This is a genomic window from Sorangium sp. So ce1153 (assembly GCF_051521595.1).
GTDB lineage: Bacteria > Myxococcota_A > Polyangia > Polyangiales > Polyangiaceae > Sorangium.
In genome coordinates this window covers 8,118,294-8,143,030 of the sequence record NZ_CP150361.1, presented here as the reverse complement: position 1 = coordinate 8,143,030, position 24,737 = coordinate 8,118,294, and the positions used below count along the sequence as shown (strand labels likewise).

The window sequence follows — 24,737 nt, the reverse complement described above, 5'->3', positions numbered from 1 at the left end:
GCGGTCGAGCCGCTCGAGATAGCCGCCCCACCCCGGGGAGGCTCCGGCGCCTCGGGGCTCGTCGCCCTGCGGGGCGCTCGCGCCGAAGCGCCCGGCGGGCGGCCGGGTCACGGCGCTCTGGCCGCTTCGAAGCGCTCGCCACAGCTGATGTGGCGTGTCCGCGCCGGGGTAGCGGCCGGCGAGGCCGATGACCGCGATCTCGCGCGAGCCGGCGGGAGCCTCGCGCTCGCGGCGGGAGGCGTCCGCCTTCGCGGCGGTCGCCTCGTGCGAGCCGTCCGCCCCCGCGCGCTCGAGCAGCCTCGCGCGGCCCTGCCGCCCGCCACCTTCGTGATCGACGCGGCCCCCGAGCATGCAGGCGATGTACCGGTGTCCACTCCCGAGCTTGAAGTCGGCGCGGATGGCGTCGAAATCGAGCCCTCCCATGGCGCACAGGCCAACGTTCGCCTCCGCCTGATGGCTCATGAGCGCCTGGATCATCGCGCCTGCCTCGATCGCGGCGAAGGTGAGGGTCTGATCGCCGTAGATGGGCTGGATGGCGTCGGTCTGGGCGATGAAGAACAGCCCGAACCCGGCGCGGTCGAAGTGCTCGCGGTTGTAATAGAAGTGGTGTATCCGGCGGATGGTGGGCCGATCGCTGATGAGCACGAGCTCGTTGCGGTCCGGGTGGTAGTAGTAGATCCCGGCCGAGAGGCGCTCGATCGCGCCCTCCTTCACGTGAACATAGGTCTGCACGGCGTAGGTGCCGCCGGCGGAGGGATAGCAGAGCTGGGTCTGCTGGCCGCCCGGGTACCGCCGGAGGACGGCGAGGAGGCGCGAGAGGTCGTCGAACGAGGTGGGCTCGGGCCGGTAGTCGCGGCGACTCCCGCGTTGGCGGTAGAGGGGCGGGGCCACGGGAGCGTCGGCCAGCGCCACGGTCGGGAGGCCCTCGAGGCCGTGACGCAGGTGGAGCTGCTGTTGCTTGAAGCGTTCCCGATCTTCCCTGGAGAAGAAATCGATCGGGCCGGGGGCCGCTCCGGCGGACGCTGGGGGCGCGGGCGTCGCGGGAGGCGCGGGCGTCGCGGGAGGCGCGGGAGGCGCGGGCTCGGGCGCGACGGCGGCCGTCCGCTCGGCGACGTGCCGCGCGATGGCGTCGAGGGTCGGCTCGGCCAGGACGACCTCGACCGGCAGCCCGACGCCGAAGCGCTCCTCGATGTGCTGTGACGCCTGCACGATGGTGAGCGAGGTGGCGCCCAGCTCGAAGAGATCTGCGCCGGGATCGAGGCGGGTGAGGTGCAGCGCCTTGCCGAGGATGCGCTGGAGCTCTTCCTGGGCGGCCTCTCTCGAGACGCCCGCTGGCCGCCGGGCCGGGGCGGCGCCCGGAGGCGCCCCGGCCGGCAGGGGCTCCGGCTGGGCTGCGGGAGACGGCACCGGCCAGGGCAGGGCCTTGCGGTCAAGCTTGCCGTGGGCCGTCACCGGGATCTGGGCGAGCGCCACGAAGCGGTTCGGAACCATGTAGTCGGGCAAGCGCTCCTTGAGGTAGGCCTTGAGGGCGCCGGGCGCTGGAAAGGGCCGGTCGCCCGTGACCAGATAGGCGACGAGCTTGGGGTCCTCCGTGTGAGCGTCCTGCACGGCGACCACGGCGCCCTGCACGGCCTCGTGGGCGCTCAGCGCCGCCTCGATCTCCCCGAGCTCGATGCGGAACCCACGCAGCTTGACCTGGGCGTCGAGCCGGCCCAGGTACTCGATGTCCCCGTCGTCCAGGTAGCGCGCGCGATCCCCGGTGTTGTAGAGGCGGGCGCCGGGGTTGAAAGGGCTCGGGACGAACCGCTCGCGCGAGAGCTCGGGCCGGTTGAGGTAACCGCGGGCGAGGCAGACGCCGCCGATGTAGAGATCACCCTCGGCGCCCGCGGGGACGGGCCGCAGCGCGCCGTCGAGGATGTGGATCTCGACGTTCGAGATCGCGCGGCCGATCGGCACCTTGCGATCGGGCCGGCGCTCGCACGGCCAGTAGGTGACGTCCACCGCGGCCTCCGTCGGACCGTAGAGGTTGTGGAGCCTGGCCGGGGAGCGGCGCAGGAAGGTGTCCATGACGTCGTAGGACAGGGCCTCGCCGCTCGTGAACACCTGGCGGAGGTGCGTGGGGAGCGCCGGCTCCTTGAGGAAGAAGTTCAGCATGGAGGGGACGAAGTGACATGTGGTGATCCGCTGCTCCTCCATGACCCGGACCAGGTAGGCGACGTCCTTGTGCCCCTCCGGCCTGGCCATCACCAGGGTCGCGCCGGCGATGAGAGGCAGAAAGAACTCCCACACGGAGACGTCGAACGTATAGGGGGTCTTCTGCAGGACGCGGTCGTCCGACGTCAGCCGGTACTCGTCCTGCATCCAGAGCAGCCGGTTGCAGATCGCGTCATGAGGGATCATGCACCCCTTCGGCTTGCCGGTGGATCCGGAGGTGTAGATGACGTAAGCGAGGTGATCCGGCCCGGCGGTGGGGCCGAGGTCGTGCTCCGCCTCGCCGTCCAGGAGGTGCCGCTCGGTGGAGAGGCACAGCTGGGCGCCGCGGAACGACGAGAGCCGGCGGCGCTCCTCCGCGAGCAGGAGGACCGAGAGGCCGGCGTCCTCGGCGATGAAGTCGATCCGCTCGCGAGGGTACGTGGGGTCGATGGGCACGTACGCCCCACCCGCCTTGAGGATCGCCAGGAGGGCGATGACCATCTCGGTGGATCGGTCGGCGAGCACGCCGACCAGGGTGTCGGGCCCGACGCCGAGCCGCTTCAGGCGGCGCGCCGCCTGGTTGGCCCGGCGATTGAGCTCCCGGTACGTGAGCCGGTCGCGCTCGAAGATCAGGGCGACGTGGTCGGGGCACAGGCTCGCGCGCTCCTCGATCAGCCGGTGCAGGGTCGTCCGGTACCGGGCGGCGCCGGGCGCGGGGTCACGGCTCTCCGGCGCGGGCAGGGGCGCGGGCAGGGGCGCGGGGCTGGCGGGGGCGCGCGGCGGCGCGTCGAGCCGGGGCTCGTGCCAGGCGGCGTGGTCGCGGGCCAGCCGGTTGAGGATGCGGCAGTAAGCGTCGAACATCGATTCGATGAGCCCCTCGGGGAAGACGCCCTCGACCGAGTCCCAGTGGAGCCGCAGCGCGTCGTCGGCCTCCATGCTGATGTTGTCCAGGTAGACCTGGGGTGTCTGGGTGATGCGGTATCCCAGAGAGACGGTGCCGGGGAGGTCGCCCCTGAGGCTGGGCCCGAGGCCGGTGAAGACCACCGGGAACGTGAGGAACTGCCTGTTCCGGGACTTGATGGCGATCTGCTGCAGCACCCGGGAGCCGCTGACAAGGCGGTGCTCGCGATCCTCGGAGAGCGTGCGCTCGAGGTGCTGGACGCGCTCGGCGAAGGTCTCGCCCGGCGGCGAGACGATCCAGCTCACCGCGGTGAAATCGCCGACCACGGCGCCGATCTCCGGGTGCACCGGCGGCCGATCCCAGCGCACCACGACCACGGTGAAGGGTCGCCGGCTGGAGCGGCTGCCCAGGACCTCGAAATAGGCGCCCAGCAGCACGGCCTCGGCCGACACCCCGAGGACCGCGGCGCCCTCCTGAAAGCGCGACCACTGCTCCAGGATGCCGTCGAACTGCCGGCGCCGCAGGCGGTCGCCCCGGCTGTCGGGCAGGCGCATGCCGAGCTCGGGGCCGCCGGGGAGATCGGCGAGCCTCCGGCGCCAGTAGGAGACGCCGAGCGCGTGGCTCGCGGTGCGCTCGTGGTCCTTGAGCGCGAGCTGGTAGTCGCGGAAGGAGAGCTGCGGCGCGGCGCACGGCCCCTCGGGCCGCTCGTACAGGGTGAAGAGCTGCTTCAAGACGAGGTGGATGCTGGTCGCGTCGGCGAGGAGCAGATCCATGCTCAGGTGGAGGACGGCCCTCGACGGCTCGGTGAGCGAGAGCCGCAGATCGAAGAAGGGCCACTGATCCAGGGGGAACACCCGGTTGACCATGGTCTCCCGCGTCCCGGCGAGGGCCTCTGCGCGGGCGTCGGGCGACGCCGCGCGGAGGTCCGAGACCTCGATCACGTAGCGCGGGACCTCGGCGCGGATGCTCTGGGTGCCGTCGGCGTGAATGACCGCGCGCAGCATCTCGTGGGCGTCGATGACGCGCCGCCACGCCCGATCGAGGCGGGCGAGGTCCGGATCGCGGAGCTCGATCTCCTGGTACATCTGGCAGCTCACGCCCCCGTTGGCGGCGAACGCGGTGCGGCCGACGAAATAGGCCTGCTGCAGATCGGACAGGGGGAACCTCTGGTAACGATCCTCCGGCCGGGCGATGATCTCGAGACCCTCGGCGACCGGCGCCGGGGAGGGCCCGGGGGGCTCGCCGCCGCGCGGGGGTTGCGGGCGCAGGATCTCCTCGCGCCGTCCCGGCGACGTCCAGCGCGAGGGCTCCGCCGCGAGCGCCTCGAGCAGCCTCGAATACGCGTCGAAGAGGGCGTCGATGCACCCAGGCGCGAAGACGGCGTCGACGACATCCCAGGTGAAATGCAGGCCGCCGTCCTTCTCGTAGACCTGATGGTCCAGGTAGACCTGCGGGGTCTGGGTGACCGAATAGGCGATCTGATCAAGGAAGCTCCGCCCCTGCTGCCGGGCTTCTCTGCTCACGTTGTGGAGGACGCTGGTGAAGACCACCGCGCTCGCTGGGGGCGCCGCGCGCCTCGCCCTGAGGGCGCGGAGCGCGGAGATGCTGTCGGCGCGGTCATGGTCCATGTCGCGCCAGAGCTGTCGCTGGCTGCGGTGGACCTTCTCCTGCAACGTGAGGTCGGGGGCTCCCTCGACGAGGAAGCGGTGGGTGGAGATGAGCGGGCCGAGCAGGAGCTCGATGTGCGGGTGGATCGGCGGGCGATTGAAATACGTGAGCGTGAGGGAGAACGGCCCGGGCGCGCTGTGGGAGGCGAGGGCCTCGGAGAAGAGGGTGAGGAGCAGGGCCGTCGTGGAGACGTCCAGCTCCCGCGCCTTGTCCTTGAGCGCGCGCCACGGCGTCTCCGCCAGCCGCCCATGGATGCGGCGCCGGGGGTAGCAGGCGCGGCCCGCGGGCCGCGTGGGGCGCTCGGCGCGAGGCAGCGCCGGGCCCCCGGGCATCTGGGCCAGCTTCTCGCACCAGTAGGCGAGATCCCCCTGGTAGGCCGGCGAGCGCTCGAAGTCCCTGGAGGCCAGGACGTAATCGCGGAAGCTGAGCTCGCAGACGGGCAGGGTCGCGTCAGGATCGCTGTAGAGTCGATACCACTGCGTGAGCAGGAGGTTGAGGCCGGCGGCGTCGAGGACCCACTCGTCGATGCTGACGTGGATGACGCTGCGCTCGTCGCTCGAACGGGTGATCCGGATCTCGTGGAGCGGCCACGCCCCTGGCTCGTATACCCGGTGGGACATGCTCGCGCGCACGCTCTCCAGGTGCGCATCCAGCGCCGCGCCCGGGCGCCCGCGGAGGTCGTCCACCGGGAAGCGCTGCGGTTGCCGGGGCTCCTGGACCTGCTGGGTGCCGTCGGCGCGGACGACGGTCCGGAGCATGTCGTGGTGGACGACGAGCCGGTGGAAGGCGCGCTCGAGCCGCGGCACGTCGAGGTGCGCCTCCTCGATCTCCAGGTAGATGTGGCATCCGACATGATCCCCCGCCCTGTCGAGCTGCTTGGCCACCAGAAAGGACTCCTGGATCGGCGTCAGCGGGAAAGGGAGGAAGCGATCCCCCGGGCGCGCCGTGATGACGGGCCGGAGCGAGGCCTGAGCGCGAGCCGCGGAGCCGTCGGGGTCCGCCTGCCACGAGGCGCGTCGGTCCCGCAAACGCATGAGGACCTGCACCTTCTCCTCCGCAGACAAGTTGGCAAACTCCTGGATGCTCATCGCGCTTTCCATCGTCATCGTTCCTCTTGCAGGATGGCGTAGAGCCGAGTCAGCTCCTCGCTCGGTACGCCGGCCAGGTCGTGCCCGAACGCCAGGAACCGTTCCCGGAGCACCGCGCCCGAGAGGGCCTTGAGGGAGGTGGACAGGTCGGCCCCGGCGGGGCCGCTACGCGCCTTCGCCGGGCTCTCCGGCGCGCGGGCTCCTCGTCGAGAGAGGTAATCGCCGAGCTCGGCCACGCTCTTCTCGCCGCTCATGGCCTCCATGGGGATGGTCATGGCGAGCTCTCCTTCCAGCGTGACCTTGAGCTTGGCGGTCAGGATCGAGTCCAGGCCCAGGCGCCGCAGGGACGCGCGGGCAGAGACCTCGCCCTGATCGAGGCCCAGCGTGGATTCCAGCCGCGCGCACAGGTAGCTATCCAGCTCCCGGGTCTCCGCGCTGGGATGCGCGGGCGGCGCGGGCGGCGCGGCGGCCGCGGGGGACGCCGGCGGCGCGGGGGACGCCGGCGGCGCCGCGGCGGGCCGGGGCGCCTCGGACGAGAGCGCTGCGGGGCTCGACGAGGCCTCGTCGGTGAGCACCGGGTCCAGCCAGCACCGCCTGCGGTCGAACGGGTAGGTCGGCAGCGGGATGCGCCGCGCGTCGCGGCGGGGATAGAGGGCGTCCATGTCGATGGCGGCGCCCGCGACCCACCTGCGCGCCGCCTCTTCGGGCGTGCGGATCGCCTGGGCGGGAGGCGCGACCGCGCCGCTGGCCGTGTCGCCGTCCGTCTGGCCGATGAAGACGCCCGGCGCGGGGACCTCGGGATCGCGCAGGTAGGCGTCGAGCGCCGCGATCAGCGCCTCCGCGGTGTCCGCCACCACGGCGAGGCGCAGCTCCAGGGCCTCGCGCCCCACCTGGAGCGTGTAGGCCACGTCGTCGAGGCGCAGGTCGGTCGCCTCGGCGAGGAAGCTGCGCATCCTGACGACCAGCTCGCGCAGGCTCTTGCGGCTCCTCGCGGAGAGCACGAACAGCTCGGGCAGCCCGGCGGGCGAGCGGCCCGGCGCAGCGTCGCGCGGCGGCGGGCGGTGCTCTTCCACCACGAGGGTGGCGTACCCCCCGCCGGCCCCGATGGAGTTGATCATGGCGCGCCGCGGGACCTCGCGGCCGGCGATGACCGGTCGCGGCCAGTCCTCGAGGCGCTCTTGCAGGTAGAACGGGGTGTCGTCGAGGTGCAGGTTCGGATTCCTCGGCTCGGCGTTGATGGTCGGCGCCAGCGCGCCGTGCCGGAGCTGGAGCAGCACCTTGGCGAGCTGGGAGACGCCGGAGGCCCCTTCCAGGTGGCCGATGTTCGATTTGACGGTGCCGAGCGCGCAGAAGCCCGTGTCCGCGGTGAAGCGCCGGAACGCCCTGGTCAGCGCGTTGACCTCGACGGGGTCGCCGAGCGGAGCGCCGTTGGCGGCCGCCTCCACGTAGCTGATCGTGCGAGGGTCGAAGCCCGATCTCTCCAGCGCCTCCACGAACATGTCCGACTGGGCCTTGAGGTTCGGCGCCGTGAAGCCCGTGCTGGCGCCGCCATGGCTGATGGCGCTGGACCGGATGACCGCGTGGATGTGGTCGCGATCGCGGACCGCGTGATCCAGCGGCTTGAGCAGCACGGCGCCGACGCCCTCGCCGGGGATCATGCCGTCGCTGTCGCCGAACGGGCGGCTGAGCCCGCCGCCGCTCATGAACTGGAGCTGGCTCAAGCCCAGGTACTTCTCCGGGATGAGGGAGAGGTTGACGCCGCCGGCGATGGCGAGATCCGTGCGCCCGAGGAGCAGGCCCTCGCACGCGAGGTGGATGGCGGTGAGCGACGACGCGCAGGTCGTGTCCACCGCAAAGCAGGGCCCGTGGAGGTCGAAGAAGTGCGACACGTGGTTCGCGATGTGGGCGCCGAAGGCCGAGAGCAGGAGGCTGCGGGTCGCCTCGTCTCCGGCGAGCATGGCGTAATGATGGTAGATGGCGCCCACGTACACGCCGACCTTGCCGCCGTCCTTCGACAGCATGGCGCGGGTGTAGCCGGCGTCCTCGAGCGTCTCATACACGCTCTCCAGGAAGAGCCGCTGCATGGGATCCATGAGCCGAGCCCGCGCGGGAGGGATGTTGAAGAGCAGCGGATCGAACTGGTCCACGTCGCGGAGGAAGCCGCCCCATTTGCTCTCGCTCTTTCCAATCCGGCCCTTCTGAGGGTCGAAGTAGCGATCCTTGTCCCAGCGCTCGGCGGGGATCTCCTCGATGCAGCTCTCGCCCGCCTTGAGCCGCGCCCAGAGCGCGCGCAGGTCCTCGGCCTGGGGGTAGCGGCCGCTGACGCCGATGATGGCGATGTCGCCCCGCGAGGCGCCTTCCTGCGGTCTGCGCGGCGCGGTCGCGCGAGTGGCGCCGGCGAGCCGGGAGCCGTTCTCGAGGAGCGCCGGCGGCGGAGCCGGATTGGCCGGCGTCGGCTCCGGAGAACGCGGAGCCTCCTTTCGAGCCCCGTTCGTCCGGTCGTGGAGCTCTCGGGCTCCGTTCGTCCGGTCGTGGAGCTCTCGGGCTCCGTTCGTCCGGTCGTGGCGCTCTCGAGCCCCGTTCATCCGGTCGTGGCGCTCTCGGGCTCCGTTCGTCCGGTCGTGGCGCTCTCGGGCTCCGTTCGTCCGGTCGTGGAGCTCTCGGGCTCCGTTCATCCGGTCGCGGAGCTCGGCGCCGTGCTTCCGCTCCAGGAAAGCCTCGATCTCTTCCACCGTCGTGTGCTCGAAGAACACGAGCGACGCCAGCTTCAGCCCGAGGCGCGCGCCGAGCTGATCGGCGAGCTGCGCCAGCGACACGGAGTCGAAGCCGTACTCGGCGATGTTGACGTCCGGCGCGATCGCGCCGCGCCGGACCTTGAGGACCTCGGTGATCGCGTCGAGGATCACCTCGCGCAGCGGCGCGCGCGCCGCGCTCTCGCGGACCGCCCCCTCCGGGGCGGCGGCCGGCGCCTCCGCCGGCGGGAGCGGCGCGACCGCCGTGCCGCGCCCCGCCGGGAGCGGAGGCGCGTCGAGGCCGAGGGCCCTCGCCACCCGCGACGGCTTGCCGTAGAACACCGTGACGGGCGACTGCCGGGCCTGGAGGATGCGCTCGAACGCGGCCAGACCGGCGGCCCTGTCGAGGTAATCCAGGCCGCTCATCCTCAGGTAGGTCCGCTCCGACTCGGCGCGACCGCCCATGCCACCCTCGCGCCACAGGGGCCAGTTCATGACGGCCGTGATCCCGTGCCGGAGGCCCTGCTGCCGCAGTCGCTCGCGGTGGGCGCCATAGGCCATCTGGAACCGGTTGCCGCTGCCGTAATCGCAGGACCCGAAGTCTCCGAGCACGGCTGACGTCGAGGAGAACACCGCGAAGAAGTCGAGCGGCTCGGCCGCGGTGAGCCGGTCGAGGACCACGCTGCCGGCGACCTTGGGTCGCAGGTTCTCGTGGAACTCCGCCCACGTCTTCTCGACGACAGGGCGCTCGTCGAGCACGCCCGCGGCGTGGATCACCCCGTGCAGGGCGCCGAAGCGCTCCTTGGCCAGGCGCACCGCGGCCGCCATCGCGACCTCGTCCGCGACGTCCGCCTGGCAATAGAGCCCCTGGCCTCCGGCGTCCCGGAGCCCGGCGAGCTGCCGCTCCTTGCCGGCGTCGAGGGGCGAGCGGCCCGTCAGGACCAGATTCGCGCGGCAGCGATGGGCGAGGTGCTGGGCGACCAGGTACCCGAGGCCGCCGGCGCCGCCCGCGATGAGGTAGACCCCTCCGTGGCGGAGCGGGGTCGGCGCGGCGTCGGGCTCGAGCGCGGCGGGCGCCGCGGTGCGGGCGAGCCGGTCCGGACCGCGATAGAGGATCTCCGCCCCGTTCCTGCCGCCGGCGCCCTTCGCGGCGCGATCGGCGAGCTCGGCCCAGAGGTCCTCGGCGAGGCGTTCGGGCTCGCGGTGGGTCCAGTGGATCGTGCTCGACCGCAGGCCCGGCAGCAGCAGGCCGAGGGACCTGCAGAAGCCGGGCGTGGCCTCGACGGCGAGGGGCGCCTCCTCGCCATGGAAGGCGAGGAGCAGGCGAGCCTTCGGAGCGGGGACGACGTTCGCGAGCGCGACGACGAGGTGGAAGAGCTCTTGTAGCTCCTCGACGCTCGCCGGTCCCTGTCCGGGCGAAGACGCTCCCTGGTCGAGGCCCGATGCATCCCACAGGCGGATGATCCCGTCGGGCAGGAGGTCCTGCTCCTTCAACGTGGTGATCAGCCCGCGGTAGTCGTCTCCATGGCGCGGGTCGATCGTGAGCGCCGGAGCCTCGCCGTCGCCGGACCTGCCGTTCGACGCGCTGCCCGGCTCGGCCTGCGCGCGAGGCGACCCGGCAGGGCAAACCCACGTCAGACGACCGCCCCGCCCGCGGACCAGGCGCTCGAACGCCCGCAGCCGGGGGGTGTCCTCGGCGATCACGAGGAGGTTGGCAGGCGGCGCGTCGGTCGGCGGGGGCGAGGGGAGCGGGGCGGGCTGCCAGAGGTCCCCGAAGAAAAGGACGGCGTTTTGCTCCGGCTCCTCGTCGGCGTCGACGAGCTTCCGTCCCGTGAACCCTTTGACGCGCACGAGCGGCGAGCCCGCCTCGTCCACGAGGAGCACGTCCATGACGGCGACCTCGCTCCGCTCTTCTCCGGCGGCGGGGCGCCGCACCTTCAAATGGGCGTAGCAGCGGCGCTCCAGCGGGCGGAAGACGACCAGCTCTTCCAGGTAGAAGGGCACCGGCGTGACGTCGTTGCCGGTCGCGCCCTTCCGCCTGTGCAGCATCCCGGCGTGGAGGGCCGCGTCCAGGATCATGGGGTGCAGTCCGCCAGCGAAGTCCTGGAAATCAGGCTCGGCCACGGTGAGCAGGGCCAGGGCCTCCTCGTCGTTGTCGTAGAAGGCCTCGATGACCTGGAATGCAGGGCCGTACTCGAACCCTTGCTCCCGCAGGGCCCGATAGCAGTCCTGACGCAAGAGAGGCTCGGGGCAGCGCGCCTTGATGGCGCCCAGGTCCACCGTCCGCTCGCCTCCGGAGGGCTCGGGCTCGACATGGATCTGGCCGCGCACATGGACGACGGCCCCGTTCTGAGTGCAGACTCGAAACTGGCAGCCTGCCTCTGTCGGCCGGAGGTCGAGGGTGGCCTCGACAGGACCGCGATCGACCTGGATCGGCTGCAGCCAGGTGACCTCGGTGAAGCGACCGACGCGGTCCTCGGCGGAGAGCTCGCCAGCCACACGCGCCATCTCCAGGTAGGCCGTGCCGGGCAGCAGGGCGCGGCCTCGGATCCGGTGGTCCGAGAGGAGGGTCTCCTCGCCGGTGAAGGTCGTGGCAAACCGCTGCTCTTTGAAGGTCGACGTGTTGCGGCTCAAGAGAGGGTGCAGCCGCGCCGTCGCCGCGACCTCGGCGGAGGTCGGGAGGCTGCTGCGCCGGTCCTCTGGAGACACCGTGAACCAGCAGCGCTCGCGCGCGAAGGGATAGGAGGGTAAAGCGACGCGGCGCGGCCTCGCGCCTTCGTGCAGGCGGGACCAGTCGACGTCGCTCCCGCCCACCCAGAGGGCGGCGATCCTGTCCAGATCGCCCTCATCGAGGAGGGCTCGCAGGAAAGAGGCGCCAGCCCGGCCGTGGATGAGCTGCCGGACATGGCCCGCTCTGGCGCTCCCCTCGTGGATGTGCTCCAGCCCGCGCGTCTCAGGGGCGCGCGGCGCCCCGCCCTCGGGCGCGCGGCCGCCGACGTAGTGCTCGAGCAGCTCGACGGCCTGCTCCGTGCCGTGGACCACGAGGGCCAGGCGCGCGTCCATGGCCTCGCGCCCGACTTGAAGGCTGTACGCGATATCGGTCAGCGACGTGGTGTGCGCTCGCGTCCGCAGGTGATCGAGCAGCCGCGCGGCCGAGACGCGCAAGCGCTCCGGCGTGCGGGCCGAGAGCACCAGCACCTGCGGGCGCTCGCTCGCGTCCGGCGGGGCGGCCGCGGACCTGTCGTCCTCGCCCGGCAGGTAGGCCTCCAGCACGAGGTGCGCGTTGGCGCCGCCAGCGCCGAAGGAGCTCAGGCCCGCCCGCAGGGGGAGCCGCTGGCCGCGCTCGTCGGCCAGGGCCTGCCAGGGACCGAGCTCCCGCTGTACACGGAACGGTGACCCGGCAAAATTGATGTTGGGGTTGGGAGGATCCGCGTGGATCGATGGAACCAGCTGCTCATGAGCCATCTGCAGCAGCACCTTGGTGAGGCCAGCGACGCCCGCGGCCGACTCCAGGTGCCCCACGTTCGACTTGACCGAGCCGATGGCGCAGTATTGACGCTCCTGGGTGGAGGCCTCGAAGACCTTGGCGAGGCCGGTGATCTCGATGGGATCGCCCAGCGAGGTGCCGGTTCCGTGCGCCTCTACATAGGTGATCGTGCGCGGATCGACGCCGGCCTGAGTCAGCGCAGCGGCGATGACGTCGGCCTGAGCGCTGGGGTTCGGGACGGTATAGCCGCTGGTCTTGCCGCCGTGGTTGAGGGCGCTCGCCTTGATGGCCGCATAGATGCGGTCACCCTCGGCGATCGCGCGATCCAGGCGCTTGAGCACGACGGCCCCCGCGCCCTCGCCGGGGACATAGCCGTCGCCGCCCTCGCCGAAGCTGCGGCACCGGCCGTCGGTGGCCACGAACTTGCCGCGGCTGAGCAGGATGTACTTCTGAGGGTGCAGAGAGAGGTTCACGCCGCCGGCCAGCGCCATCTCGATCTCGCCTCTCTGGAGGGCAGCGCAGGCCAGGTGAATCGCGGTCAGCGAGGAGGAGCACATGGTGTCCAGCGCGATGCTGGGGCCGCGGAAATCGAAGAAGTAGGACACCCGGTTGGCGATCGACGCGAAGGACGAGCCCGCGGAGGCGGTCCGACCCAGCGCCAGCGCCTCAGCGCCGAAGAGCTGGTAGTGACCGTACATGACCCCCACGAACACGCCCGTCGCGCGGTTCGCCAGCGGCGACCGAGCGTAGCCCGCGTCTTCCAGCGCTTGCCAGGCGACCTCCAGGAAGACGCGCTCCTGCGGATCCATGGAGTCGGCCTCTCGAGGCGCGATGTTGAAGAAGAGGGGGTCGAAACGATCGACGTCGTCGATGAAGCCGCCCCACTTGGCGTAGCTCTTGCCCGCTGCGCCAGGATCTGGATCGAAGTAGCGATCATGGTCCCATCGGTCGGCGGGGATCTCGACGATGCAGTCGCGGCCGACCTTGAGGTTCTCCCAGAACGCATCGAGGTCAGGCGCCATGGGATAGCGCCCGCTGATCCCCACGATGGCGATGTCGAGGCGCTCGGGGCTCCCGGCCTGCGGCGCCGGGAGGCGTGGAGCGGAGGCCGCGCGAGGGTCGGGCGCCGCGAGAGGAGGAGCCGCCGCAGGCCGCGGTGGCGGAGCGGCCGCGGGGGCGCCGTCGCCCGCGACGCGCCGGAGCGCCTCGACGTGGTGGCGAGCGAAGTAGCCGGCCAGGGCGGCGACGGTCTGGTACTCGAAGAGCAACGTCTTGGGGAGCTCGCCGAAGAACGTCTCCAGCCTGCGGGTGAGGCTCATCGCCATGATCGAGTCGAGCCCGTACTGATCGAGAGATTGCTCGGCGTCGATGCGGTGGATCGGCAGCTGCCACTGCTCGGAGAACACACGCTTGAGGAAGCCCACCGCGCGGGCTGCGTGCGCGCCGGGCTCGGCGGGCCCGACCGCGGCGGGAGCGCTGGCCGTCGGCGCGGCGCGCTCTCCGCTGAACAGAGCCAGGATCTTGCCGGGATCGCCGGTGAGGACGGCGATCTGCGGCCCTCCAGCACGCAGGCAGTCTTCCAGGGCGGCGAGGCCCTGCTCGGTCGCCATGGGCACCATCCCGGTCGCCCGCGTCATCCACGCGATCGCGTCGGCGTCGGGCCTCATCGTTCCTTCCTGCCAGAGCGGCCAGTTGACCGAGACGGTCAGCCCGCTCCGCCGGCCCACGTGCCGCTGCTCCTCGCGGAAGGCGGCGAAGGCATCCATGAAGGCGTTGCCGTAGGCATAGTCGGCCTGACCGGCGCTGCCGAGGATCGCGGCGACCGAGGAGCACAGCAGGAAGAAGTCGAGGTGGTCCTCCCGGGTGAGCTCGTCGAGGAGGAGCGTGCCTGTCACCTTGGGGGAGATCACGGCCGCGACGTCGGCCGGGTTCTTCTTGGCCAGCAGGGCGTCCCGCAAGGCGCCTGCGGCGTGGACGACGCCGTGGATCTCCCCGAACCGAGACCGGGCCTCGTGGAGCACGGCGGACGCCTGGTCTCGCTGGCCCACGTCGGCGCGCAGGTAAAGGACCTCGGCGCCCGAAGCTTCCAGGGTACGGAGGCGCGACGCCTGCAGGGCGGACAGCGGGGAGCGACCGCAAAGCACGAGCTTTGCGCGGTACCGCCGGGCCAGGTAGTCGGAGAGGATGAAGCCCAGCCCCCCGGCACCCCCGGTGATGACATAGACCCCCTCCTCGCGCAGCGGCAAGGGCCGGCTGGCGTCGGGCTGGAAGGGCTCGAAGCTGCGCGCGAGCCGCTGACCATCGTGGTAACGCACCTCGCTGGCGGGATCGGCGTCCGGGCTGCACTCGGCGAGCAACGCGTCGGCGAGGCCGCCGGGATCGACGTCGAGCGGCACGGCCACGGTCCTGCACAAAAGGTTGGGATCCTCGCGGCGCACGCTCCTCGCGAAGGCTGCCAGCGCGGCGTGGCGCGGGCTGACGGCGCTGCCCTCGGCCGGGTGCGCGTAGAGCACGCGAACGGTGTGCTCGCCTCTTCGCTCCTGCAGCGCGCGGCAGAGGTGCAACACCGCATCGAGGTGGCCGGTGTCGCCGGCGCCCCCTCGGTCGTCGCGCAGCGACCGGAGATACAGCACCGACGCGGGCACGCCGTGTCGCGACACGAACGCGTCGAGCAGCCGCCGATAGTGCTCTGGCCGGCTCGGATCGATGACATACCGGTCGTCGCTCGCGACCTGGAGCTCCGGCCCTGGACGGACGAGGCCGACCGGCGCCGTGAGACGCGCTCTGGTGGCCGTCCAGAGGCCGTCGTCGGCGTCGAAGAGCAGCACGGGGCCCTGCGGGGGGCGCTCGCCGGCCGGACGATCGATGCGCTGCGGACGCCAGCCGGGCCGGAAATAGAGCCGGTGAGCCGGGGCGGGCGCGACGGCCGCCGTCGCGAGGCGAACGGTGAGATCACGGATCTCGACGAGCACCCGACCGGCGGGGTCGACGAGCGTGACGTGCGAGACCCTGGCGTTCGTGCCCGGCGGCGTGGCCGAGAGGGTGGCGTAGGCGAAGAGCCGCGCCGGAAGCGGGTGGCGCAGCGTGACCCGGCCGACGGCGAAAGGGAGGTAGGGGGCTCGGGCCGCCTCATCGTCCAAAAGCCCGAGCGTGCACAGCAGGGCGGCGTCGAGCAGGGCGGGATGGAGGGCAAAGGTGGAGAAGTCGACGTGATGGAGCTCCGGGAGGCGTATCTCTGCAATGGCCTCGCCCTGGCCTCGGCGCAGCTCGTGGAGCGCGCGCATGCCGCTGCCGTGGTGCAGCCCGATCTGCTGGAGGCGGCGGTAGCACGCGTCTCCGCGGGTGATCTCCGTGCAACGCGAGAGGATGTCATCGAGCGGGAGAGGCGGCGCCGCGTCGTCGGGCTCCCCCTCGTCGAGGCGCACCCGCCCCACTGCGTGCGAGATCGCCGCGTCCCCGGCGGCGGAGGACACGGTGAAGTCGAGCCCGCCGGCGGATGGACGGAGCGCTATCTGGACCTCGCGCGGCTCGACGTCCACGACGACGGGCGCGGTCCAGACGACGTCGAGGATGTCGCGGACCGGCCGCCCGGACGCCATGTCCGCGGCGGCGCGGGCCATCTCCAGGAATGCCACCGCGGGGAGGAGCTTCTGGCCCTGCACGAGGTGATCGGCGAGATAGAACGCGTCGCCCTGGAGCCGGCTGGAGTACGTGTGCGCGTGCAGCGTGGAGGTGTTCGCGTGCACCAGCGGGTGCAAGCGCTTCTCTCCCGCCTGGCCGAGGGTGAAGGCATCTCCGCTCCTGGAGAACCAGTAACGCTCGCGGGCGAAGGGGTACGTGGGCAGCGGGATGCGCCGCCGAGCCCGGCCCACGTCGAGCGCGTCCCAGTCCACGTCGGCCCCGGCGACCCAGAGCCGGCCGAGCGTGACCAGGTCTCGCTTCGCGATGGCGGCGCGCACCCGGGCCTCGTCATCCATGGCCTCCTGGCGAGATCCGCTGCTGCCAGTCCGCCTGGATGCCTGGCCCGTGAAGCCATGAGACCCGCTCGGCGCGCCGTCCTCGCAGTAGCGCCGGAGCTGCTCGATGAGCTCGTCCAGGTCGGCGACGCGCAGCGCGAGGCGGTGCTGACGGGGATCGCGACCGACGCGCAGCGTATAGGCGAGATCGGTCAAGCGCACGGCGGGACGAGCCACGCTGCTATCCGGATCGGCGTGCGGCGCGGCCAGGTGTCGCAGGCGCTCTGCGAGGACCGCGACCGTCGTCCGTCCGGTCAGCGCCTCGCTGCCCACCGGCAGGCCGAAGCGGCGCTCGACGTCTTCGGTCAAGCACCGCACGTCGAGCGCGCCGAGCCCGAGCTCGGACATCTCGGCATCCTCGTCGACGTCATGCGGCGAGATGTCCAGGCGTCGCGCCACGATGTCCCGCAGCTCGGCACGGAGCTGCGCCGCGCCCGGCAGGCGCCAGTCCGGGGCTCGGGGCGATGCGAGCCGTCCAGGCTGCGAGCCTTCCAGGAAGCGCAGCAGCCGCTCGGCGTGCGCGTGAAGTCGCTCCTCGGTGTGCGCAGAGAGCACGACCAGCTCAGGCTCTGCCGCCGCGATCTCCGGGGCAGCAGCCGATGCCTCATACGCCTCGACGATCATGTGGACGTTGGTCCCACCAGCGCCGAAGGAGCTGATGCCCGCGCGGCGCGGGTGGACCTCGGTCACCCCGCCCTCGCGCACCTCGGGCTGGCGCCAGGCGTCGAGCGTGCGTTGGACGTAGAAGGGCGTGCCCTCGAAATGGATGTTCGGGTTGAGCACCTCTGCGTGCAGCGATGGCACGAGCTGCCGGTGGTGCATCTGCAGCGCGACCTTCGTGAGGGCCGCGATCCCTGCGGCGCCTTCGAGGTGGCCGATGTTGGATTTCACCGAGCCCAGGGCGCAGTACTGCCTGTCGCTGGTATGGGCCCTGAAGCTCTCCTCGAGCCCGCCGACCTCGATGGGATCTCCCAGCGCGGTGCCCGTGCCGTGGGCCTCCACATAGCTGATCGTGCGCGCGTGGACGCCGGCGCGCTCGAGGGCGCGCCCGATGACATCGGCCTGAGCCTTGGGGTTCGGCACCGTGTATCCATGGGTCTTGCCACCGTGGTTGACGGCGCTGCCCTTGATCACGGCGTAGATGGTGTCGCCGTCGGCCTCGGCCCTGCTGAGCGGCTTCAGCAGCACGGCGCCCACGCCCTCTCCGGGCACGTACCCCTTTCCGCCTGCGCCGAAGCTGCGGCAGCGGCCGTCCGGCGCGAGCATTTGAAGCTGGCATAGACGGGTGTACTTGCTCGGATGAATGGACAGGTTGACGCCGCCTGCGATGGCCATGGCGCACTCGCCCCGCCTCAGGCTCTCCACCGCCAGGTGCACCGCCAGCAGCGACGAGGAGCACGCCGTGGAGACCGTGAGGCTCGGGCCTCTCAGGTTCATCACGTACGAGATCCGGTTCGCGATCGAGGCGTGATCGGAGCCGGTGGGCACGTGGTTCCCGAGCGCCGCCTGCTCGAGGCCGAGCAGGCCGTAATCGTCCCACATCACCCCCGCGAACACCCCTATCCGGGCCGCGTCGTCGCGCACGCGCCCGTATCCGCCGTGCTCCAGCGTGGCCCATGCGGACTCCAGGAAGAGCCGCTCCTGCGGGTCCATCGTGGCCACCTGTTTCGGCGAGATCTGGAAGAAGAGCGGGTCGAACTTGTCGACGTCCTCGATGAACCCGCCAAACGCGCAGTAACTCTTGCCCTCCTTCCCGGGCTCGGGGTCGAAGTACCGGCGGTGATCCCAGCGCTCCGCGGGGATCTCTTCGACGCAGTCGCGCCCGGCCTTGAGGTTGGCCCAGAACGCGTCCAGGTCGGGCGCCATGGGGTACCGGCCGCTCATGCCGATGATCGCGATGTCTTCGTCCGCGAGGGTCGCTCCGGGCCGGGCGGGCGCTCGGCGACCAGCGTCGCGGCCCGCCCCGGCGACCGCGTGCTCATCCCATGCGGCGAGCACAGCGCGGGCCGGAGCGCCCCCGTCGGCCGGGGCCTCCGTGCCTCCAGGGCGAGCAGGCTCGCCGGCCGTCGGCGCCGGAGGTGCCTTGGCCTCCCGGTGAGGGCCCACGACCCGGCGCAGCTCGGCGCCGCGAGACGCGACCAGGTGATCGGCGACCGCGCGGAGGGTCCGGCGCTCGAAGAACGTCGTGCGCGGCAGCGGCGTCATGTCCTTGTCGAGGAGCGAATGAAGCTCCACGATCATGAGCGAATCGATGCCGTAGTCGTCAAAGCTGGCTTGCGCGTCGATCTGCGCTGCGTCCATCTTGAAGACGGCGGCGAAGTGGCCCCTGAGGTAGTCCTCGGCGGCCTGGGCCAGGTGTTCGTCGCCGGACGCGGCGCTGGAGGCAGCTTCGGTGTGAGCCGGTGAGGCTGCCGGCGGGCGCGGGTTCCTTCGCTCGATGACCCGCCGCATCCGCTCGGGATCCCCGTGGACCACGAGCAGCTGTGGCTCCGGCGCCGAGAGCGCCCGCGTGAAGAGCTCGACGCCCAGCGCCGGATCCAGCGCGCGCATGCCTGCGACGCCGGCGTACAGCTCCTGCTGCCCTTCGGGCAGGCTCATGCCCTCTCCGGCCCACAGCGGCCAGTTGATCGCCAGCGTCTTGCCGTGACGGTGCCCTCGCGCGCGCTGCGCCTCGCGGCCCGCGGCGAAGCGGTCCATGAACGCGTTCGCGTACGCGTAGCAGCCGGCGCCGAAATCGCCCATGACCGCGGCGATCGACGAGAACAGCACGAAGAGGTCGAGGGTGGCGAGGTGACGGCTGGCGGCGTCCAGGTTCAATGTGCCCTGGACCTTGGGCCCGAGGACCCTGGCGAAGGAGGCGGCGTCGGCCTGGGCGACGGGCGGCGCCTCGTTCGTGCCGGCGGCGTGGAAGATGCCGTGAAGCCCGCCGAAGCGCCGCTCTGCGGCCTGCACCAGCGCCCGCGCGGCCTCCGGGTCGCTCACGTCGGCTTGCACGTAGACGGCGTCGCCGCCCAGGCCGCGGATCTCGTGGATCAACGCGTCCTTTGCGGCGTCGCTCGGGGATCGGCCGCTGAGGACGAGCCGCGCGCCGTGGCGCCCGGCGAGGTGGCGCGCGAAGATCGAGCCCAGGTGGCCGCAGCCGCCGGTGATCAGGTACACGCCGCCGGTCCTCAGCGGCGCGGCGCCCTCGGGCCGTGCCGGCGCCTCAGCGAGCTGCCGCAGCGCGCGTGTCCACCGGGCCGTCGAGGAGGTATAACGGATCTCGCTCCCAGCCCCTGTGTCGCGGGCGCCGAGCTCGCTCGACACGATGTCGAGCAGCTCCTGGGCGCCGAGCCGGGCCGGCTCCGCCTGCACCGTGACGATCTCGACGTGCGGTGTCGCCGGGGCGAGCGCGGCGGCGAAGCCGGCCAGCGCCTCGTCGTGCGGATCGGCGACGCCGTCGCGGTGGCCGACGACAGACAGGCAGCGGACGCGCTGCGTGGCGCCCAGCGCGTCGAGGCCCTGGACCAGGTGGAGCAGCGCGTGGACCCCCGCGGTGAGCGCTTCCTCGGCGCCGGCGCCATGGCGCCAGAGGTGGACGATCCCGAGGCTGCCGCCGGACCACCGGCCGTCCCGCGACAGCGCCTCGAGAGCGCGCCTCGTATGGCTCGGATCCGCCGGATCGACCCGGTAGCCCTGCTGCGGGTCGAGCTCTCCGAACGTCGTTCCTGCCGAGAGGAGGCGCGTGGGGCGCACCCGGCTCAGCGCGCCGACGAGGCGCGAGGTCAGCTCGTCCTTCCGGCCGAGGACCAGGATCCGATCCGGCAGCTCTCCCGCCGCGGCGGCTGCGTGCGCGGAGGCGGCGGGCGTCGCTTCCCAGACCGGCTTGTACCAGAGGGTGTGGGCGGGCGCCGCTCGCTCCGCCTGGGGCACGGGCTGGCCGAGCGCGCCGCGCGCGACGACCCGCACGCTGTAATCGATGATCTCGATCAGGACAGCGCCGCCCGGATCGAGCACCTCGATACGGAACTTCAGGACCCGCTCCCCGCCAGCCCGGGAGTCCTGCGTGAGGACCGCGTGCGCGTAGCACGACGCGGCGGTGAGAGGCCGCCGGATCACGAGCCGGCCGAGGGTGAAGGGCAGGCGCAGGAGCGAGGGCTCGAGCTCATGATCGAACCCGAGGTGAGCGATCGCCTGCAGGGCGCCGTCCAGGAGAGACGGGTTCAGCCCTTCCTCGTCGCCGTCTGCCGCGGCGGCGTCGGGCATCCGCAGCAGGGCGACCGCTTCCCGCTCCCCGCAGTGGAGCGCCTGCACGGGCCGGAACGCGGGCCCGTAGTGGATCCCGAGGCCCTCGAAGAAGCGATAGAGCTCATCGCCCGCGATACGCCGAGGGCAGCGGTCCAGCAGCGCCTGCACCGACACCGCGGGGCGAGCGCCCTCGGGCGGATCCGTGGCGAGGTATCCGTGGCCGTGGACCACGGACTGCCCCTCGGCTTGCGAGTGGATATGGTAGACGACGGCCCCTCGCTCCGAGGCGAGGCTGATGCGCAGCGTGACGCGCTCGCCCGCGGCGATGACGGGCCTCGCCCACACGGCGTCGTGGATGCTGGAGACGCTCGCGCGTCCCGCGTGGCGGCCGGCGGCGCGGGCCATCTCCAGGTACACCGCCGCTGGCAGCACCGGCCGGCCGGCGACCACGTGGTCCCGGAGCACGGGGTCGGCGCTGGAGAAGGTCTTCTCGAAGGCCAGCTCGCCCAGGGTGGATACGTTGGTGTCCAGGAACGGGTGGAGAGGCCTTGCGACCCCAGCGACCCCAGCGACCGCCGGTCGCTCCGCGACCACGGGTATCCAGTAGCGGTCTCGCGCGAAAGGGTACGTGGGCAGCGCCAGCGGGTAGGGAGGCGGAGAGGGATAGAGGCGGCGCCAGTCGATCGCGGCTCCCGCGATCCATCGCCGCGCGATCGTGGTCAGATCATGGCTCGCCGTGGCCTCGTCGAGGGCGGCCCGGTCCGCCTCTCCGAGCTCGGGCAGCTCGTACGGCTTGACCGTGCCGTGGAACACGCGGGACGGCTCGCCGCCCTGGCGGCCTTCGCTGTAGGCCTGCAGATCGGCGATGAGCTGCCGGTGGTCGGCGGCGATGACGGCGAGCCGGGACTCCAGGGCCTCACGCCCGGTCTGCAAGGTGTACGCGACGCGCTCGAGATCGCGGAGCTCGGCGGCGGCCCCGTCGCCGTCGGCCCGGCTCAACCAGGCGGCGAGCTTGCCGGCGTAGGCCCGCAGGCGCTCCTCGCTCATGGCCGAGAGCACCACGAGCGCCTCGTCCTGGCCTGCCCGCGCGCGCGGCGGGTTCTCCCACTCCTCCAGCACGACGTGCGCGTTGGCGCCGCCGGCGCCGAAGGAGCTGACGCCCGCCCTTCGCGGGATCTCCCGGGCGCCGTCCGGCCCGGCGAGGCGCGGTCGCTCCCACGCGCTGAGCTGCTGGGGCACCCAGAAAGGCGAGCTGGCGAAATCGATGCTGGGGTTCAGCTGCTGCGAGTGCAGCGACGGCGCGATCTGCCTGTGCTTCAGCTGCAAGAGCACCTTGATCATGCCCACGACGCCGGCCGCGCCCTCGAGGTGGCCGATGTTGGACTTCGCCGATCCGAGGGCGCAAAACTGCCTGTCCTTGGTGTCGCGGCGGTAGCTCTTGGTCAGGCCGGTGACCTCGATCGGGTCGCCCAGCTCGGTCCCTGTCCCGTGGGCCTCCACGTAGCTGACGGTGCGCGCGTCGATGCCGCCCTGGCGCAGCGCGTCCGAGATGACCTCGGCCTGGGCGTTCGGGTTCGGCACCGTGTACCCGTTGGTCTTGCCGTCGTGGTTCACGGCGGTGCCCCTGATGACGGCGTGGATGTAGTCGCCGTCCTCGATGGCCCGGCGCAGCGGCTTGAGGAGGAGCGCGCCCGCGCCCTCGCCGGGCACGTACCCGGCGCCCCCGGCGCCGAAGCTGCGGCACTTCCCCTCCGCGCTCAGGGCCTTGAGGTTGCTCATCTGGAGGTACTTGGAGGGGTGCAGCGAGAGGCTCACGCCGCCGGCGATGGCGTAGTCGCACTCGCCCCGCGTGAGGCTCTCGCAGGCGAGGTGGATGGCGACCAGCGAGGACGAGCACGCCGTGTCGAAGGCGATGCTGGGGCCGTGCAGGTTGAGCGCGTAGGAGACGCGGTTGGCGATAGAGGAGTAGTCGGCGCTCGCGATCACGGGATTGCCCTTGTGGAGCTCGTCCTGCCCGTGCTTGCCGTAGTCGCCCCACATGACGCCCGCGAAGACGCCCACCCGGTTGCGCTGGCCTGCGCCCTTCGGCGCCTCCGGCCCGCGCGCCAGCCGGTCGACGGTGTACCCCGCGTGCTCCAGCGTCTCCCAGGCCACCTTCAGGAAGAGCCGCTCCTGAGGGTCCATGCTGTGGGCGGCGCGGGGAGACAGGCGGAAGAAGAGCGGGTCGAAGCGATCCACATCGCTGATGAAGCCGCCCCACTTGCAGTAGCTCTTCCCCGGCGTCCCCGGGGTCTCGTCGTGGTAGCTGCGCCAGTCCCAGCGCTCGCGCGGGATCTCGGTGATGCAGTCGACGCCGGAGCTGAGGACCCTCCAGAACGCGTCGAGATCGTCTGCCTGCGGGAAGCGGCCGCCGAACCCGATCACCGCGACGCCGAGGTCATCCTGCCCGGGCGCGGCGGGCGCGGGCGGCGCGGGCTCCGGCCCTGCATCCAGGACGTCTCCTGTCGCGCTCTCCTCCGCTGGCGGGTGATCCTCGCCGGGCGGCGCCGCCGCCGGGGGCGCGCCGAGGAGCTGCTGGAGCCGCGCCTCGTGCTCGTTGACGAAGAAAGCGGCGAGCTCGGCCAGGCTCTTGTACTCGAAGAAGAGGGTGCGCGGCAGCGAGTCGAAATCCCTGTCGAGCAGCGAGTTCAACTCCATGATCATGAGGGAGTTGATGCCGTAGTCCTCGAGGTCCCTGTCCGCGTGGATCTTCTCCACGGGCAACTTGGTGGCGTGCGAGAGCATCCGGCGCAGGTAATCCCGGGTCAGGGCGGCGAGCTGCTCGCGCTGCAGCGCGGCCCGAGGGGCCGGCCTGGCTGGGCCACCCTGGCTCGCGGCGGACCTCGGGCTCGCGGCGGCGCTCCGGCGGTCCGAGCGCGGCGCCGCGGCGCCCCCGGCGTCAGGCCGCCGGCGCTCCTCGCCTTCCGGAGGCTCCGGCCGCTGCTCGCGCGCCTGCAGGATGCGATCGATCTTCCTGCGGTCGCCGCTCATCACGAGCAGCTGGGGGCGCCCGGCCCGGAGGGCGTCCTCGAAGGCCGCGATCCCCTGGGCGGCTTCGAGCGCGCCCATGCCGGAGAACTCGAAGTAGAGCGCCTTGTCCTGCTCCTGCAGCTTCATGCCCCCGTCCTGCCAGAGGGGCCAGTTGACCGACAGCGTCTGTCCGGCGCGCAGACCGCTGCGCCGCAGGTGCTCGCGCGCCTCGGCGAAGCGGTCGAGGAAGAAGTTGGCCGCGGAGTAGCTGCCGGCGCCGAAGTCGCCGACCAGCGCCGAGATCGACGAGAACAGGACGAAGACGTCGAGCCTTCGATCGCGCGTCTCCAGATCGAGGTGGAGCGTGCCGTGGACCTTGGGGCGCAGGACCCGCTCGAAGTCCGCGAGGGTGGCCCTGGCGAGCGGGGTGCGGTCCGCGACGCCCGCGCAGTGGAAGATGCCGTCGAGGCGGCCGAACTCCGCATCGACGGCGGCGATCAGGCGACGGGTGTCCGCCGCGTCGCCCACGTCGGCTTGCACGTACACCGCGCGACCGCCGAGCGACGCCAGCTCGGCGAGCATGGCGCGCCTGTCGTCGTCGAGCGGAGCGCGGCCGCTCAGCGCCAGGCGGGCGCGGTAGGTGCTCGCGAGGTGCCGGGCGAACAGCATTCCCAGGCCCCCCGAGCCGCCCGTCACGAGGTACACGCCTTCCGCGCGCAGCGGCAGGTCAGCCGTGGGCTCCGGATCGCGCGGGGCGGACTCGAACGGCTGGATCTCGTGGCTGTACCGGTGCCCGTCCCTGTAGCGCACCTCGCCGCCGTTGCGGTGATGAGGGGAGCTCAGCTCGTCGATGAGCCGGCGCGCGGCGGTGGCCGCGTCGCAGCGGTCCATCTGCACCGTCGCCAGCTCGAAGCGGTGATCGACCGTCGTGAGGGCCCTGGCGAGGCCGCTTACGGCCTCATGATGAGGACGAGGGCGCTTCTCGTCGGCGGTGAACGCGAACACGCAGCGGGTGGCGCCGGACGGGTTCGCCGCCAGCTTGGCCTGGACCAGCGCGAGCATCGAATAAAGGCCCCGCGCGAGCTCTTCGTCCAGCCGCTCTCGCAGGGTCGCGAAGGCGTCGTCCTCGCCGGCCGCCCCCGCGCCGCCGGCGCAGTTGCCCGCGTGCAGGATGTGCGTGGGCAGGGCGTGGCGCTGCTCCAGCGCCGAGAGCAGCCGCCGGTAGTCCTCCGGGTGAGCCGGGTTGACGCCGTAGGTGTGCGGATCGAGCGACGTGAAGCGCTCCGCGGGCCGGACGAAGAACAGCCGGTGCGCGCCCGAGAGCTGAGCCTTCAGTTGCTCGTCGAGCCCGCCGGACGCCGCTCCTTCCGGCAGGAAGACGAGGATTGTGTCTGCAGGGCGGAGATGGCTGGACAT

The 24,737-nt window shown here is 72.0% G+C and carries 2 protein-coding genes (1 of these 2 only partly in view); both read right to left on the bottom strand.

What is annotated here, in order from left to right; all coding sequences use genetic code 11:
- Window positions 1-5,868, bottom strand: partial view of an amino acid adenylation domain-containing protein gene (locus tag WME85_RS29200; protein ID WP_437825879.1) — the 5' portion only. Its footprint begins 5,532 nt before the window's first position; the window shows 5,868 of its 11,400 coding nt (coding positions 1-5,868); the start codon lies at window positions 5,866-5,868; the stop codon falls past the left edge of the window.
- Window positions 5,865-24,737: an SDR family NAD(P)-dependent oxidoreductase gene (locus tag WME85_RS29195; protein WP_437825877.1), complete on the bottom strand. Its 18,873-nt coding sequence runs from the start codon at window positions 24,735-24,737 to the stop codon at window positions 5,865-5,867. Before WME85_RS29195 ends, WME85_RS29200 begins: the two co-directional genes overlap by 4 nt.